The following is a 15,538-nucleotide window of genomic DNA, read 5'->3' as shown; positions in this document are numbered from 1 at the left end:
CAACAGCAAGGCCACAGCTACTGTTTTAAATAAAAAAATATTTAGTTGCCAAGGTATTGTTTTGATCGTGGATGGTCCTTAAAATTGATGCTTTATTTCCTGCTAATAATACCGCAAAGGAACCTCAGACTGATTTTATGAAACTGCTCAAATTTTCGCTGCTTGCACTGCCGCTCGGTGCAGCTGCCGCAGTGTTCGGTGCCGCTTATTTTTTACCGTCCGAAATAGAGGTACAGCAGTCTGTTTACCTCCAGCAACCACCTGAGGTAATATACCCTTACCTGAACAACCCCACCGAGTGGGGCCACTGGAGTGTTCTGAACAAGGAAAACGACCCCAGCATGATACACTTGTATGGCGGGCCGTTGCAGGGCAAGGGCGCGCGCCTGCAGTGGAGCGGCGACCGCGTGGGGGAAGGCCAGCTCATCCTGACGGAGAGCACGCAGCCCGGCACGATCGCCTATAGGCAAAACAACGCCGATGATACCACCTCAGTGCTTGGCACATTTACATTGATGCCAGCCAGGGGAGGCACCCAGCTCGTCTGGCGCCAGCATTCTGTGCTGCAGCAAAGTCCGCTGGCCAAACTACGCGGTGTGCTGCAGAAGTATAAAATGCAGCAGGACATGACACAAGGCCTGCAAGGGCTACAGCAACTGGTTGGTGACAGGAAGTTGAAGAGTTAGAAAGCTTAGCGGCTACTAGCTTCAGGTATACAGGTAAAGCATGATGAGGTAACATATGCCAACTTTCCAACTCTTTAACTTTTATACTTATAGCAATTCATTCGCCAGGTTTGCCAGCTCGGAGCGTTCGCCTTTCTGCAAGGTGATGTGCGCGTAGAGCGGGTGATTTCGGGCACGGTCGATGAGGTAAGAGAGGCCGTTGCTTTGCGAGTCCAGGTAAGGGGTGTCGATCTGGTAGATATCCCCGGTAAAGATGATCTTGGTGTTCTCGCCAGCCCTGGAGATGATTGTTTTTACCTCGTGGGGCGTCAGGTTCTGTGCCTCATCCACTATGAAAATGATGTTCGACAAGCTGCGGCCCCGGATGTAGGCCAGTGGCGTGATCATCAGTTTCTCCAGCTCCACCATTTCCTTCAGCCGCTGGTACTCCTTGCTCGTTTCCGGGTACTGGTTCTGGATGTACTTCAGGTTGTCCCAGAGCGGCTCCATGTACGGGTTCAGCTTGGATTTGATGTCGCCGGGCAGGTAACCGATGTCTTTGTTGCTGAGGGGTACCACGGGGCGGGCCAGGTAAATCTGCTTGTAGTCCCGGCGCTGCTCCAGTGCGCTAGCCAGCGCCAGCAGGGTTTTGCCTGTTCCGGCCACTCCCTGTACGCTTATCAGCTTAATGTGTGGGCTCATCAGCGCATGCAGCGCGAAGGCCTGCTCTGCATTGCGGGGTTTTACGCCATAAGCCGTTTGCTTGTCCACGCGCTCCAGGCGGTTCTCTTTGGTGTTATAATAAGCCAGCACGGAGTTCTTGAAGCTCTTCAGCACGAAGAAATGATTGTCCTTTGGTGTAGCAGGCAATACTTTCTCTGCATCGCAGAAGCCACTCTCATAGAGTTCGCTCACAGAATTTGCCGGCACATCCTCCAGGGTATCGCAGCCGGTGTAGAGGTCGGCCACATCCTGAATCTTACCGGTTTCATAATCCTCGGAGATGATGTTGAGGGCGCGGGCCTTTAGCCGCAGGTTAATATCCTTGGTAACGAGCACCACGTGGCTGTCTGGTTTTTCCTGCTGCAGCGTGATGGCCGAGTTCAGGATGTGGTGATCGTTCTTGTCCCCGAAGATGGTTACGGCATCCACCCCGGTATTGGAGTTATTCATCAACACTTTGAAACTACCTTTGTTACGCCCGTTCAGCGGGATCCAGTCCTGCAGCCGGTTTTCGGAAGAGAGTTTATCAATAAAACGGATGAACTCGCGCGCCTCAAAATTTTTGATGTCATTGCCTTTCTTAAAATTATCGAGCTCCTCGAGCACGGTAATAGGGATGGCAACGTCATGCTCTTGAAAGTTCTTGACGGCACTATGGTCGTAAAGGATGACCGAGGTGTCGAGTACGAAAATCTTTTTGAGGTTTTCCGCTTTTTTGCTTTTGGCTGCACCTGCTTTTTTGGCGGGGGAAGAGGCAGCTTTAGGGGTACTTTTGGCGGTGCTACCGGCCACTGTGGTTTCCGTTGTTGCTTTGGGCATAAGCTGTGGGTTAGGGTGAAACCTTTGTTTTAGTACGTCTGCGAGGCACTGCCTTAGAGACAGCTTAAGCATATTTACGTTGGTTTTTGGCAGCCGGCCGAACTTCTGCAGCCATCAGCACCACTGAGCGAAGCCACAGGCTTAGTATAAAAAACAGAGTAAAACTATATAGTGTTGCTTTACAGGAAATTACCTTTTTAAACCATTATAACTAAAATTATAGTTATTCGTAAAAATTTTTATATCTTTTTAGTCAGAATAAAGAATAATAGGAATACTTATGGTGGCACTACGCGTTGGTTTGCCTGCTCTCTGCTTGGTTGCGCTACTGCTTGTGCCTGCTGTGGGGGTAGGGCAGGAGGTTATGAAGCCAAGGAAACAGGGTTTCCTGTTCTGGAAGACCAACCGGTATGACAAGCAGGACCGCCAACACGGTCGCTGGAAACTGTATCTAGGGGATGATGAAACGCTGATCCGAAATGGCCGCTTTCGGCATGGTGTGGAGGCGGGTAAATGGAAATACTATTATCCGAACGGCACTTTATACATGCTGGAGAAGTATAACCGGCGCGATAACATCATTCATGTGCAAAAATTCCATGAGAATGGAAAGCTGGCCCGGAGCGGCCAGGCACGCATGATCCGCTCCACCTTTAAAGATCACTACTTTTGGTTTGGGGAGTGGCAGGTGTTTGGAGAGGATGGGAAATTCTCGCACACCGAAACGTACGAGAGCGGCCATCTGGTGAGCAGCACCAAATAGGGTAGTAGCCTTTAAAGTAAAGTATAAAAATCCTCTTTCTCCTTGTCGTGCAGCAGCAGGTAGCCGTGTATGACCAGCTTTACTAACGTACGGTAGGCGCGGCGCTCGGAAAGGTTTGCCAGTTTCATGTACTGCCGCAGCGTAATGCGGGGGTGCAGGCGCAAGTACTCCAGCAGCATTTCCTCGTGGCGGTTCAGGGGCAGCGGCTCAAACTGTTCCGGTGCCTGCTGCAGTGTTTTGTTTACCATCTTGCTCGTCTGCACGCTGGTGTCCTTCACGCGCACATAGCCGCGCCAGTCATCGTCCTTCAGCTTCGCAAAATGAGGCTTGTGGGCGCTCTCAGGTATGCTTACCTTCAGCACTACCTTGCCTGTGTCCTGCTCTATCTCCTCATAAGAAAGCTTTACCGGCGGATCGCAGTAAAAGTCCGCCGCCAGTTGCAGGGTATGCTTTTCTTCCTCGGGGTCAACGCCGATCACATAGCCGTTGTCCTTCACGCCAACCAGTATAATCCCACCGCGGGTGTTGGCAAAAGAAACCATGGTCCTGGCAATCTTCTCGGGTTTCGTGACGCGCTGCTTGAAGTCAACGCCATCGTTTTCGCCTTCCCAGATCAGGCGCTGTAGTTCGTCCATAGTAGTAGGAGGGTGCTCTTAAGTATAAACTCCGATTTGGGGTGAAGGTTTCTTGCCAACAAGCGCTTAGCAGCGCATCCAAAGCAGAAGAAACCACCACATGTATACATCTGCCACAAACAAAAAGCGAGCCTGAACAGGCTCGCTTAAGGTATATATTGTGATCTGCCCTGGTTAGAACGGCAGATCGTTATCCGCGTCGCTGCTGTAGAAAGAAGGCGCGTCCTGCTGCGGGGCGGCTGCACCAGCGCCACCATCGAAACCGTTGGAGGCGGGCTCCATTCTCCAGGCCTGCAGGTTCGTAAAGTACATGGTTTGGCCATTCTTGGTGAAAGGCTTTCCTGTCAGGTTGAAGGTAACTTTTACCTCGTCACCGTTTTTATAAGAGTCAAGCAGGTTGCACTTGTCCTGCGTCAGCTGAAACTTGCAGTATTGGGTGTAAGAGCCATCCGGAATCTCCAGCACAAACTCGCGCTTTCTGAATTTGTCGCTGATCTGTTGCTCATCAAAGATCTCGTACAGCTTACCTTGGATATCAAAAGACATAATCAATAAAGTTATTTTGGTTATTATACTGTAGACAAAGATAACTATTTCCGGCCGGAATTAGGTCCTTTTTGTAGCCGCAAATGCACAAAAATATCTGCCAAAAACTCTTTATCCAAACAGCCTCCCTTTAAACGGCGTAGAGGGAGCAAAGCAAGATAAGAAGTATAAAGACCATGCAGAAAACAGCAATAGCCATACACGGAGGGGCCGGCACCATCACCCAAGCCACCCTCTCGGCAGCACAGGACAAAGCATACAGGGCCGCGTTGCGGGAGGCCGTGGAGGCAGGGCATAAGGTGCTGGAGCGTGGCGGCACGGCGCTGGAGGCCGTGGAGTTGGCGGTGGTGTGCCTGGAGGACTCCCCGCTTTTTAATGCGGGCCGCGGCTCGGTGTTCACGAAAGAGGGCAAACACGAGATGGATGCCGCCATTATGTGCGGCAAAACGCTGGAAGCAGGAGCCGTGGCCGGCGTGCGAAGTATAAAAAACCCTATCAAGCTGGCTACGGCCATCATGGAGCATTCCGACCATGTGATGCTGAGTGGCTATGGCGCCGAGGAATTTGCGCTGGCCTATGATGTGGCGTTTGCCCCGGAGCATTATTTCTTCGACAAGTACAGGTACCAGCAGTGGAGCGAGGTGCGCGACTCTGATATATTTATGCTGGACCACACAGAGCAGCGGGATGAAAAATTCGGTACGGTAGGAGCGGTGGCCGTGGACCAGTCCGGAAATGTGGCTGCAGCCACCTCCACTGGAGGCATGACGAACAAGCGCTACAACCGCATCGGCGACACCCCCATCATCGGCTCGGGCACTTACGCCAATAACCGCACCTGCGCCATTTCCTGCACGGGCCATGGCGAGTACTTTATCCGGGCGGTGGTGGCCTACGATGTGGCTTGCCTGATGGAGTACAAGGGATACACGCTAAAGCGGGCTTGCGAGGAGGTGGTGCTGCGAAAACTGGTAGACTTTGGTGGTGAAGGCGGTTTGATTGCCGTAACCGCAGCAGGGGAGATTGCGATGCCCTTCAACTCCGAGGGCATGTACCGGGCAAGTAAAGTGGCGCAGGAAAAAACTTTTGTGGGTATCTATAAGGAGTAGCCGCTTATACTTTCTTTATTTGCAACAGCCTCTCCAGCTCTTCGAAACGGGAAATGCTGTGGGTGGCGTAGGGGCTTTGTTTCCCCTCTCTGGAATAGAGCACGGTGGCTATGCCAAGTTCCTGTCCAGCCTTCAGCTCCGACTCCGGATCATCCCCGATCACCAAAACCTCTGCTGCCTTATAGTTGTAGCGTTCAAGTATGCTTTTAAAAACGTCTTTTTTTGTTTTATCTGTCTTACTGGGGTCGACTACATGCACTTCCTCAAAATCCGCCTCTAAGTATAACTGCTTCACCTTGCTTTGCTGCATCTTTTCGTAGCCGGTGGTTACCAGAAACCGCTTGTAAGGGAGCTTTCTCACCATTGAGAAATCCTCGTAAGGCTCAATTTCTTTATCATACGCTAAGTTCTGCAGGATATTGTCGCCTTTCTTTTTCAGCTGCTCACTGAACTTGTACTTTTCGGCCACCTTTTGGAAAGGGATGCGCATCATGTCCTGCTTGATCTCCTTCAGGTCGCCTTCAAAGTCTCCGCTGTCCTCCAATACATCGAAGAACGGTTTGAACAATTCCTCACCTATAGAAGGCACCGGGTAGATCGTGTTATCAAGGTCGAGTATAAGGGCTTTAATCTGCATGGGGTCGTCGTAGTGTTTTAACTTGCTTTCTTTGTGTCGCGATGGAGGGATCACCTTAGAAACCTCAGCGGTTTAGCTCCTGCAGCTGGGTGTGCTGGTAGTCTTCCTCACTTTTATAGAAGGTGCGGGTATTAATGTCGTAGAGGTTGCCTTTGGCCAGCACGTGCATCACCACGTGGTCTATGGCCACAGGGCGTCCAGGTTCCACCTCGTTGATGTTCGTATACTTTACCTCGTGCCCGTCCACCACCACCACCAGGTTGGACCCAATGGTCTCGACCATGTGCCCTTCCGTAATCAGCACACCTGTGTCTTCGCCAAGGCCAATACCAATAGTCCTGGGATGCGTTACCACTGCCTCCATCAGGCGTCCGAAGCGACCGCGTATGACAAAATGGGTATCGATAATCACATCATTGATTAGCTGCAGGCCCCTTCCCATCTTCACGGCTCCCCGCAGCAGGGACTCCGTGGCGCTGCCCCCCTTGATCATCTCCTTCGACATGGCCATGGCCCCGGCGCTGGTACCTGCTATCACAAAGTTCTCGTGCTGGTAGCGGTGTTTTAGGATCTCCAGGATCTCTGTATCCAGAAACATGCGTGTAATACGCGATTGGTCGCCGCCACTGAACATGATGCCATCACAATCGCGAACCCGCTGTACGTATTCAGGGTAATGCGCATCCTCCTCATCCCGGATGTGCATGAGCTGCACGTTCTCGACTCCAAGAATGCCGAAGGCACTGGTATAACGCTCCCCAACTTCCTCCGGTATCATGGAAGCGGTTGTCACCACCTCAATGTGGGGCCGCTTTGCGGAGACTTCCTTCAGGAAGCGCTTCAATATACCCAGTTCAAAAAAGTCCAGGTAATACTTCTTCTTCGATTTTGGGTTGGGGTAGCTGCCTTTGTCCTCGTTCCCGCCCACTGCAATCAGCTTTCCTTTAGGTTTATCCACGGGTGATATTCTTGCTTTAGGTGTTAAGTAAAAAATAGGTTGTGTAGACGCGAGCACGCGTTGGTACTGTAATGATTACCGCTTTTGGTTAAAATCGTTTCACTTTTGCTCAAACTATACTTGAAGCAAAGATTTCGGCTGGCAAAATATGACTGTCTTTCTATGTTGTTATATATGATAAATCATATTGATAAGGCAGCCACTTGGCAAAATGGTGTGTTTGCAAATAAAAAATAATATTTGCAAACCCGCCTCCCATGAGGCCGTATAGTAGGTCTGTAACAAGCAAACAAGCTTTTTATCACTAACGCGTAACCTTTCCAAGCTATGAAACTAAACAACTTAAAGGATCTGATGATCCACGAAATGAAAGACATCTATAATGCAGAGCAGCAAATTACCAAGGCGCTTCCGAAGATGATGGATGCCTGCTCTTCTGATAAGCTAAGACAGGCCTTTGAGGAGCACCTCCACGTAACGGAGCAGCAGATCCAGCGCCTTGACCGAGTGTTTGACTCATTAGGCGAAAAGCCGACAGGAGAGAAGTGCAAGGCCATGGAAGGCATCATCCGGGAGTGTGAGATGATGATGAGCGAACGCGCTGATGCCAGCGTGATGGATGCCGCCCTGATTGCCTGCGCACAGCGGGTAGAGCATTATGAGATTGCCGCCTACGGTACAGTGTGTGCCTATGCCAAGCAGCTGGGCATGAATGACGCACTGCAAGCACTGCAGACAACACTGCAAGAAGAGAAACAAACAGATGAGCGCCTAACCATGATAGCAGAGCAGACCATTAATCAGCGGGCTGAGAGATAAGAAGTATAACCTAAAGATATGTTTGGAAGGCTCTGTACCTTCGCCTGGCTCCACCAAGCAGGTAAGAAGGTTACAGAGCTTTCCCTTTTTAGGTATAGCGAGAAAAAAAGCGGCTTCCAAAGTATGGAAGCCGCTTTCTTGTTTAGTCAGGATAAGTTATTTCAGCATCTCATCCAGCGTGACGGTTGACACTGCATGGTAGTTTGGCCTTGCCTTCGCATAAATGGCCAGCGCCTTTTTCTTGCCTTCCGGTGTGGCAGCAAGTGCCTTGTAGATCGGCACCAGGAACTTGCGGCGTCCCACATTGGTCAGGAAGGTCTCCAGCGCCTGGTCAGCCGTTGTGTAGTTGTTGCGGATGGCGTGGATGAACCAGGCCGCCAGCACCTCAGAGTTGCCGGAGTTCGTGAAGTTAAAAGCCTTGTCCAGTTCCGCCATCTGCTGTTGGCTCATGTTCTCAGGCAGCATGCGGATGAAGTGCAGCCACTCGTGGCTCGACCAATCCTTGGTATCCAACTGCGCGGCTGGCTTTCCGTTCTTCCAGCTCTGGAAGGCTTCCTCTACCTTGGAGAAGCGGGAGCTGGTTGGCGCCTCAAAGCCTTCAGGCAGGCCCGGCGAGAACACCCAGCCCTCAATGTTAATCTTTTCGGCCAGTTGCTCATCTCCTTTGATCAGCTCGGTGCGCAGGAAGTTCAGGAACTTGTCCGTATCAGTGCTCTGGAAAGCAAAGGTGTTGAAGTAGTTGTTCAGGAACGCATCGAACCGCTCGCGGCCAACGGCCTTCTCAATATTCTGCAGGAAGAAGTTTCCTTTCTCGTAGGCGATGTCGGTTAGCCCCTCATCCGGGTCGCGGCCTTCCAGGTCCAGTTTCAGGCGCGTGTCCTCACTCTCGGGGCCGATGTCATTAATGGTATTCATCATGTCCTGGTAGCCCAGCACGTTCAGCATATCGGCATAGTCTTTCCCGTAGATCTCTTCCATAATGCGGCGCTCAAAGTATACGGTAAAGCCCTCGTTCAGCCAGAAATCATCCCAGGTGGCGTTGGTCACCAGGTTGCCGCTCCAACTATGCGCCAGCTCATGCGCGATCAGGCTCGTCAGCGAGCGGTCTTTGGCCAGCACGGTAGGTGTCACAAATGTCAGGCGCGGGTTCTCCATTCCCCCAAACGGGAACGAAGGCGGCAGCACCAGCAGGTCGTAGCGGTCCCATCTATACTTGCCATACAGCTTCTCGGCGGCGGCCAGCATTTTGTCCATCTCCGCAAATTCGTAGGCGGCCGCTTTGATTGTGGCTGGCTCAGCATAAATACCTGTCTGCGGCCCGATCTGCTGAAACACCAGGTCACCTACCGACAGCGCCATCAGGTAAGATGGGATCGGCTGCTTCATCTCAAAAGTATAAACGCCGGTTGCGTTCTTCTCTACCGGGTTCTCGGCGCTCATCACGGCCAGCAACTCCTTCGGTACCTTTACCTTGGCGTTGTAGGTGATGCGGATGCCGGGGCTATCCTGAATCGGGATCCAGGTGCGGGCAAGAATGGCCTGCGACTGCGTGAACAGGAACGGGTGTTTCTTACCGGCTGTCTGCTGCGGGTTCAGCCACTGCAGGGCGGCTGCATCCGGAGAGGTTTTATACTGTATGGTAACTTTCTTGGTGTCTGGCTTAATATTTACCGTCAGCGGGCGGCCCAGGAACTCCTTTTCATCGCCCAACTCAAAGGTAGTTTCCTCCCTATTCTCACCGAGGTATACATTCTCTATCTGCAGGCCCCGAGTATCAAAAATGATCTTGTCGGTTCCGGTTTTATTCTCGATGAGGTAGGAGGCAGTTCCGCTCAGCACTTTCTGGTCAAAGTTCACCTCAATGTCCAGGTCCAGGTGCTTGGCCACGGCCTCGGCCGGCTGGGCGTAGCTGTGTACATCGCCCGGAGTTTGCTGCATTGCACTTTGTTCTGCGGTCATAGTTTCATTATCGGATGTGGTGGTGGATGAGCAGGAGGCCAGTTGCAGGCTACCAGCCAGCCCCAGCCCAAGTAAACAACGGTGGTAATATTTCATGGGTTTTTCAGGGAATATTTTGGTGTAAGATAGGCAATCTGCACCAAATCATAAAACGGACAAGCACAGTATAGCCCGTGCGGCAGCGGAAGCGGGGCTGCCGGTGCTGTTTCTGGCAGGAGCAAAAGTAGCGGCAGAAGAGGCCACAAAACATTTTGCCGCTTTTTGAAGTACTAAAAGGTGAAATGCATCAATAACCTACTCAGCAGTTTCAGTATTGTACTAAAGCTATACCTTTCTAAAAAAAGTATTAGCCTTTTGCCACCGGCTCCGAATACTGAAGTACGGCTGAGCACAACAGTCAGAACATGAACCCCTATAAAATGAGATTCCTCATCTTAAGCATACTTCCAATGCTGCTTGTCGGATCCCTTTCGAGTTGTAACCAAGGCGACTCCGACAACAATAAATCAAAAGGTATAGCAGACATATTTAAAAAAGATGAGCTGCCACAGGCCACGACCGACAGCCTGTTTGTGCGCGGCTACATTGCCAAGGAGCCGGAGTTTAAAGAGCACGAGGACCTGATGTTCCAGTTCTACGGCGACCGCAACTACAAACTAGCCTGGTTCAAGGACAACGAACTGGTACCGCAAGCCGAGAAATTCTTAGGAGTGATAGACTCTTCGAACGTGGAAGGGCTAAACCCGGAGAAGTATAAGCTGGTGAACTTCAAGGAAATGTTCCAGAAGTATAAGCAACTGGACCCGCAGGACTCCACCAGGCTGCAGTTGCAGCAGCAGATCGATGTGGCCCTTACAGCCTCGTACTTCAACTACGCCTCGGATTTTTACCGTGGCCGCGTGGACCCCACCTCGCAGAACAACGTGAACTGGGAAGTCAAGAAAAACAAAATTAAGCTACACAAGGCGCTGCAAACCATTCTGCAGGAGCGCGAGAGCACTTATCCCTACTATGAGTTTGAGGCCCTGCACGCCGGCTACACCAGGCTACGGGATGCCCTGCAGCATTACCGCAGCATACAGGAAAAAGGAGGCTGGCCCAAAATAGAGCTGGGCGCAAAAAAGACGCTGCAGAAAGGCGACAGTGCGCAGGCCGTGGCAACCATACGCCAGCGCCTTAACCCCGATCAGCCTATAGACCTGAAAGACAAGCGCAACTGGTTCTTCGACGGAAAGCTGGAGGCGCAGGTAAAAAAGTTTCAGATGCTGCACGGCTTGTCGCAGGATGGCGTGATAGGAGGGAAAACGCTCTCTACCATGAACGTGCCCATCGAAGACCGCATTGAGCAGATCATGATCAATATGGAGCGCTGGCGCTGGATTCCGAAGCGCATGGTGCCCAAAAGCCTGGACCAAAAGTATATCTGGGTGAACATCCCGGAGTATAAACTGTATGTGTACGAAGATCCTAACAACGATCCAGAGGCCGAGCGGGAATACAAAGAGGTGCTGAACATGCGCGTGGTGGTAGGAAAGACCATGAACGCCACCCCGATCTTCAGCGAGAAAATGGAATACGTGGTGCTGGCCCCTTACTGGAACGTGCCCAACAGTATTGTGGAGCGGGAGATAAAGCCTAAGATGATGAACAACCCCAACTGGCTGGAAACGCAGAACATGGAAATCGTGACGAAAGAGAAGAACCCCAAGCCGGTTTCGCCTTATGACATAGATTGGGAAAGCGTGACAGAGAAAAACTTCCAGTACATGGTGCGCCAAAAGCCGGGCCCGAAGAATTCGCTGGGGCAGATCAAGTTCCTGTTCCCTAATGAGCACGCGATCTACCTGCACGACACGCCGGCCGATGCCCTGTTTAGCCAGACGCAGCGCGGCTTTAGCCACGGTTGCGTACGTCTAGAAAAACCAGTGGAGCTGGCAAAATACGTGCTGCAGGGCATGCCGGAGTGGGATGAGCAAAGTATCCGAGAGGTCATGCACGGTGACGAGGAGAAATGGATCACGCTGCCCAAGAAGATACAAGTATACCTGGTATACTTTACCAGTTGGGTAGATGAGGATGGCAATGTGCATTTCCGGGAGGACCTGTACGGCCACGACAAGACCTTGAGAAAAGAATATTTTGGTTAACAAAGCCGGTGCAGCCTTGAGCTGCACCCTTTGTACAAGCACAACCCCATGAACAAGCTATTTATATGCATGCTGCCCTTCATGCTGGTGTTTTGGAGTTGCAACACCCCAGACGCAGAAGGGGACCCTGAAGCAACTAGGAATTTGAAGGACACAGCCACGGCCGCCAGCGCGCCGCTCGTGGAAAAGAGGGACACCACGAAGCAGGAGGTGCAGGAACTCGAGCTGCACGCACTGGGAAACACCTTAGACGAGATACGCTACGCCCAGGACACGCTCCACGCCGATGCAGGAGCATTGGTGAGGCTTAAATTCGTGAACGAAGGCGTAGACATGCCGATGGTGCACAACGTGGTGTTTACCGCGCCCGGCAAGTATAAGCAGGTGGCGCTGGCTGGCGCGAGCCTAGGCCCGTCAGGAAACTATGTGCCCCAGAGCGAAGCCGTTATTGCAGCCTCGCCCATGGCCTTGCCCGGGCAAACGGTGGAAGTGGAGTTTACGGCCCCCAAAGAGCCCGGCCTCTACGATTTCGTGTGCACGTACCCAGGCCACTGGGAAAAAATGAACGGTGTGCTTGTTGTACAGTAACAGCAAAGCTGCTTATCGCGCGAAGTGATTTTAACATAACGTAAAAGGCCAGCTGCAAAACAGCTGGCCTTTTTGCGTCCGTATGTGCAATACGGCACGCCAACACCATGTATACTTAACTAAACACTAAACTATCATCTCAAGTGGCTTTGCGCCAGAGTTGCGCGGGGTGGTGGTTCTACAGCAACAGTGCATTCCTCGTTCCTTTCCACTACAACCCTGGCTAAAGCAGCTTTATCTCACCTTAAACTACTGCAAAGCACAAATCTTCTCTCAATGTTCGGGGCAGCACCTGGGTAGGCCGCCACTGTGAACTTGACACTAGCAAATGTCCGGCTTTCAGGGGGCATGGGCACTGACAAGTATCAACATCAAAACTGATACTCGTCATCCTTTAGGGCTTTGCCGCCATCTACCTTTGCCTAAACATTTAAAGGAAAATTGAGATGGAAGCCGCACTCCAAACCAATATTCAGACATGCTACCATTGTGGGGACTCCTGCAATGAAGAACCTATTGTAGCGCACGACAAAGCGTTCTGCTGCGATGGTTGCAAAACTGTTTATGAGCTTTTAGAGGAGAATAACCTCTGCAATTACTATAACCTGGAAGATAAGCCGGGAAACACGCTTAAGAAGCTGGGAGCAGACTCCCGCTTCGCCTACCTGGATGATGCGGGTGTAGAAGCCCAACTGATCAGCTTTAAGAGCGACAACATTTGTAAAATCACGTTCTATGTGCCGCAGATGCACTGCAGTTCCTGTATCTGGTTACTGGAGAACCTGTTCAAGCTTAATCCTGGCATCTCTGAATCCACCGTGAACTTCCTGCGCAAGGAGGTGTCACTGACGTATTTCCATCAGAAAACCACCTTGCGCGAGGTGGTAACCCTGTTGGCGCGCATTGGTTACGAGCCCGAGATCACCCTGGCCGACACAGACGGCAAGAAAACCAGCAAGCCCAACCGCACCATTATCTACAAACTGGGCATAGCCGGTTTTTGCTTCGGTAACGTGATGCTGCTTGCCTTCCCGGACTACCTGGCCATTACCGAGGGGCTGCAGCGCACCTTTGGGTCGTTCTTTGGCTACCTGAGTCTTCTGCTGTCCATCCCGGTGTTCGTTTACAGCGCCCGTGGCTTCTTCACCTCGGCCTGGGAGGGTATAAAGCAGCGCATGGTAAACATCGACCTGCCCATTGCCACCGGTCTGCTCGCCCTTTTCTTCGTGAGTATTTACCAGGTAGTTACCGGCACCGGCCCAGGCTATTTCGACTCCTTCACCGGTCTGGTGTTCTTCATGCTGATCGGTAAATACTTTCAGCAGAAAACATACGATACCCTTTCCTTCGACAGGGATTATACTTCTTATTTCCCCGTTTCGGTGACGGTGCTCAAGGAGAGCGGCGAAGAGGCAGTGGCTGTACGAAACCTTAAGGTAAGCGACCGTATCCGTATTCGCAATCAGGAGCTTATACCTGCCGATGCCATCCTGCTTCGTGGCCAGGCCATGATCGACTACAGCTTCGTGAGTGGCGAGTCGGAGCCGGTAGAAAAGGTGATGGGCGAGGTGATTTATGCCGGTGGCCGCCAGGTAGGGGAGAGCATCGAACTGGAGGTGGTGAAAGAGGTATCGCAAGGCTACCTCACCCAGCTCTGGAACGATAGTGTGTTCTCCAAAGAAGAAAAGCAAAGCGTGAACACCTACGCCAACGTGGCCGGCAAATGGTTTATCATTGTAACGCTGCTGGTTGCCGCCAGCTCCCTCATCTACTGGGTGCCCCGCGATACGGACATGGCCATGAAGGCCTTTACATCCGTGCTGATCATCGCCTGCCCATGCGCCTTATCGCTGTCAACGCCGTTCGTGCACGGGCATACGCTGCGCGTGTTCGGGCGCAACAAGTTTTACCTGAAGAACACGGCTGTGGTGGAAACGCTTGCCCACATCGACACCGTGGTGTTTGATAAAACAGGTACGCTCACAGAGCCCAGCGCAGCCGAAATCAGCTACACCGGCAAGGCCCTCACGCCAGCCCAGGAACAAAGTATAAAATCAGTGCTGAGCCACTCTACGCACCCCCTGAGCCAGCGGATTTTCCATAGCCTGAATGGAGAGACCGTTGCTGTGGAGCACTTTCAGGAGTTTGCCGGCAAAGGTCTGATCGCTGAGGTGAACGGAAGTATAATTAGAGTCGGATCTGCTTCATACATAGGAGTAAAAGCCGATGCAATGAAAGATACACTTAAAACGACGGTGTATGTGTCGGTGGATGGCGTGCTGCAGGGTTACTACACGTTTTACAACGTGTACCGCCAGGGCCTGAAAGAGATTCTGCATGATCTGAAAGATAAAAAGATCGCCGTACTGTCAGGAGATAACAACCACGAGGAGGCACGCCTGAAAGAACTGCTCGGCAATGAGGCAGAACTAAGCTTTAACCAGAGCCCGGTGCAAAAACTGGAGTTTATTCAGAAGCTTAAGAACGAGTACCACCAGGTGCTGATGATTGGCGACGGCCTGAACGACGCCGGGGCCCTGAAGCAGAGCGATGCGGGGATAGCCCTGAGCAACAGTATCACTAATTTCTCCCCATCCTGCGATGCGATTCTGGATGCAGCGGCATTTGACAAGCTGAGCAGCTTCCTGGGCTTCTCCAGAAAAACCATGAAAATCATCCTGGCCACTTTTGCCGTGTCGCTAGTCTACAACGTGATCGGTTTAACGCTGGCCGTGCAGGGGCTTTTCTCACCCTTGGTGTCAGCCATCCTGATGCCCATCAGCTCTCTAAGCGTGATCATCTTCGCCACCTTATCCGTGAAGATTGCCGCCAAGCGAGCAGGTTTATAATGATCAAGGAGTAATGGCAAGTTTCTCATCAAAAACTTGCCACATATATCCCTCAACCCCTAACTCTTCTCCATATGTACATCATCTTTTTAATGATCGCCATCAGCGTAACGGTGGCAGCCTGTTTTCTGGGGGCGTTCCTTTGGGCAGTGCGCTCCGGCCAGTACGACGACGACTATACACCTGCCGTGCGCATGCTCTTCGATAACGAAACAGCCCCTAAGGCGAAGGCTGCAGCTAAGAAAGAAGCATCCTAAACCAGGCCGGCTGATATCAATCACCTTCAGGAGTGACTTCTGTCATCTTTTACCGGCATTGCTA

The 15,538-nt window shown here is 51.8% G+C and carries 14 protein-coding genes; 8 read left to right on the top strand and 6 right to left on the bottom strand.

The genetic code is table 11. The features are described 5' to 3' along the window. Positions 1-137 precede the first annotated feature (137 nt). Positions 138-686, top strand: a complete 549-nt coding sequence (locus PXG97_RS01475; RefSeq protein WP_276495938.1) for an SRPBCC family protein — start codon at positions 138-140, stop codon at positions 684-686. 87 nt (positions 687-773) lie between these two features. Here PXG97_RS01475 and PXG97_RS01470 read toward each other — a convergent pair whose 3' ends face one another. Next, positions 774-2,207, bottom strand: coding sequence for a PhoH family protein (locus PXG97_RS01470; RefSeq protein WP_276495937.1), 1,434 nt, complete (start codon positions 2,205-2,207; stop codon positions 774-776). A 364-nt stretch (positions 2,208-2,571) separates the two neighbouring features. Between PXG97_RS01470 and PXG97_RS01465 the strand changes: the two genes are divergently transcribed. Further along, on the top strand, positions 2,572-2,970 hold the full coding sequence (locus PXG97_RS01465; RefSeq protein ID WP_276495936.1) for a toxin-antitoxin system YwqK family antitoxin: 399 nt from the start codon (positions 2,572-2,574) through the stop codon (positions 2,968-2,970). Positions 2,971-2,981: 11 nt separating this feature from the next. Here PXG97_RS01465 and PXG97_RS01460 read toward each other — a convergent pair whose 3' ends face one another. Together PXG97_RS01460 and PXG97_RS01455 are read right to left on the bottom strand one after the other, a co-directional pair. Next, positions 2,982-3,605 carry an AlbA family DNA-binding domain-containing protein gene (locus PXG97_RS01460; protein ID WP_276495935.1) on the bottom strand — a complete coding sequence of 208 codons (624 nt, stop codon included), beginning with the start codon at positions 3,603-3,605 and terminating at the stop codon, positions 2,982-2,984. 174 nt (positions 3,606-3,779) lie between these two features. Continuing rightward, positions 3,780-4,151: a DUF3127 domain-containing protein gene (locus tag PXG97_RS01455; RefSeq protein WP_276495934.1), complete on the bottom strand. Its 372-nt coding sequence runs from the start codon at positions 4,149-4,151 to the stop codon at positions 3,780-3,782. A gap of 176 nt (positions 4,152-4,327) precedes the next feature. Here PXG97_RS01455 and PXG97_RS01450 point away from each other — a divergent pair, with 176 nt between their 5' ends. Beyond that, positions 4,328-5,260, top strand: a complete 933-nt coding sequence (locus PXG97_RS01450) for an isoaspartyl peptidase/L-asparaginase family protein (RefSeq protein ID WP_276495933.1) — start codon at positions 4,328-4,330, stop codon at positions 5,258-5,260. A 4-nt stretch (positions 5,261-5,264) separates the two neighbouring features. Here PXG97_RS01450 and PXG97_RS01445 read toward each other — a convergent pair whose 3' ends face one another. Then, on the bottom strand, positions 5,265-5,897 hold the full coding sequence (locus PXG97_RS01445; RefSeq protein ID WP_276495932.1) for an HAD family hydrolase: 633 nt from the start codon (positions 5,895-5,897) through the stop codon (positions 5,265-5,267). A 64-nt stretch (positions 5,898-5,961) separates the two neighbouring features. Continuing rightward, positions 5,962-6,855, bottom strand: a complete 894-nt coding sequence (locus PXG97_RS01440) for a cyanophycinase (protein WP_276495931.1) — start codon at positions 6,853-6,855, stop codon at positions 5,962-5,964. Between the two features lie 327 nt (positions 6,856-7,182). Between PXG97_RS01440 and PXG97_RS01435 the strand changes: the two genes are divergently transcribed. After that, on the top strand, positions 7,183-7,674 hold the full coding sequence (locus tag PXG97_RS01435; protein ID WP_276495930.1) for a YciE/YciF ferroxidase family protein: 492 nt from the start codon (positions 7,183-7,185) through the stop codon (positions 7,672-7,674). 156 nt (positions 7,675-7,830) lie between these two features. Here PXG97_RS01435 and PXG97_RS01430 read toward each other — a convergent pair whose 3' ends face one another. Continuing rightward, complete coding sequence (locus PXG97_RS01430) at positions 7,831-9,729, bottom strand: M1 family metallopeptidase (protein ID WP_276495929.1); 1,899 nt, start codon at positions 9,727-9,729, stop codon at positions 7,831-7,833. A 323-nt stretch (positions 9,730-10,052) separates the two neighbouring features. On the opposite strand from PXG97_RS01430, the gene PXG97_RS01425 reads away from it, so the two are divergent. The 4 genes from PXG97_RS01425 to ccoS all read left to right on the top strand — a co-directional run bounded on the left by PXG97_RS01425 (position 10,053) and on the right by ccoS (position 15,474). Beyond that, the gene (locus PXG97_RS01425; RefSeq protein ID WP_276495928.1) at positions 10,053-11,780 is read left to right on the top strand and encodes a L,D-transpeptidase family protein; all 1,728 of its coding nucleotides are present in this window, start codon (positions 10,053-10,055) and stop codon (positions 11,778-11,780) included. Between the two features lie 48 nt (positions 11,781-11,828). Further along, positions 11,829-12,368: a plastocyanin/azurin family copper-binding protein gene (locus PXG97_RS01420; RefSeq protein WP_276495927.1), complete on the top strand. Its 540-nt coding sequence runs from the start codon at positions 11,829-11,831 to the stop codon at positions 12,366-12,368. A gap of 446 nt (positions 12,369-12,814) precedes the next feature. Then, complete coding sequence (locus tag PXG97_RS01415; protein WP_276495926.1) at positions 12,815-15,217, top strand: heavy metal translocating P-type ATPase; 2,403 nt, start codon at positions 12,815-12,817, stop codon at positions 15,215-15,217. 74 nt (positions 15,218-15,291) lie between these two features. Next, entirely contained in the window at positions 15,292-15,474 is a 183-nt protein-coding gene (gene ccoS, locus PXG97_RS01410; protein WP_276495925.1) for a cbb3-type cytochrome oxidase assembly protein CcoS, read from the top strand. Positions 15,475-15,538 lie beyond the last annotated feature (64 nt).

The organism is Pontibacter litorisediminis, from assembly GCF_029360645.1.
Classification (GTDB): domain Bacteria; phylum Bacteroidota; class Bacteroidia; order Cytophagales; family Hymenobacteraceae; genus Pontibacter; species Pontibacter litorisediminis.
This window is presented reverse-complemented; position numbering and strand designations above follow the sequence as displayed.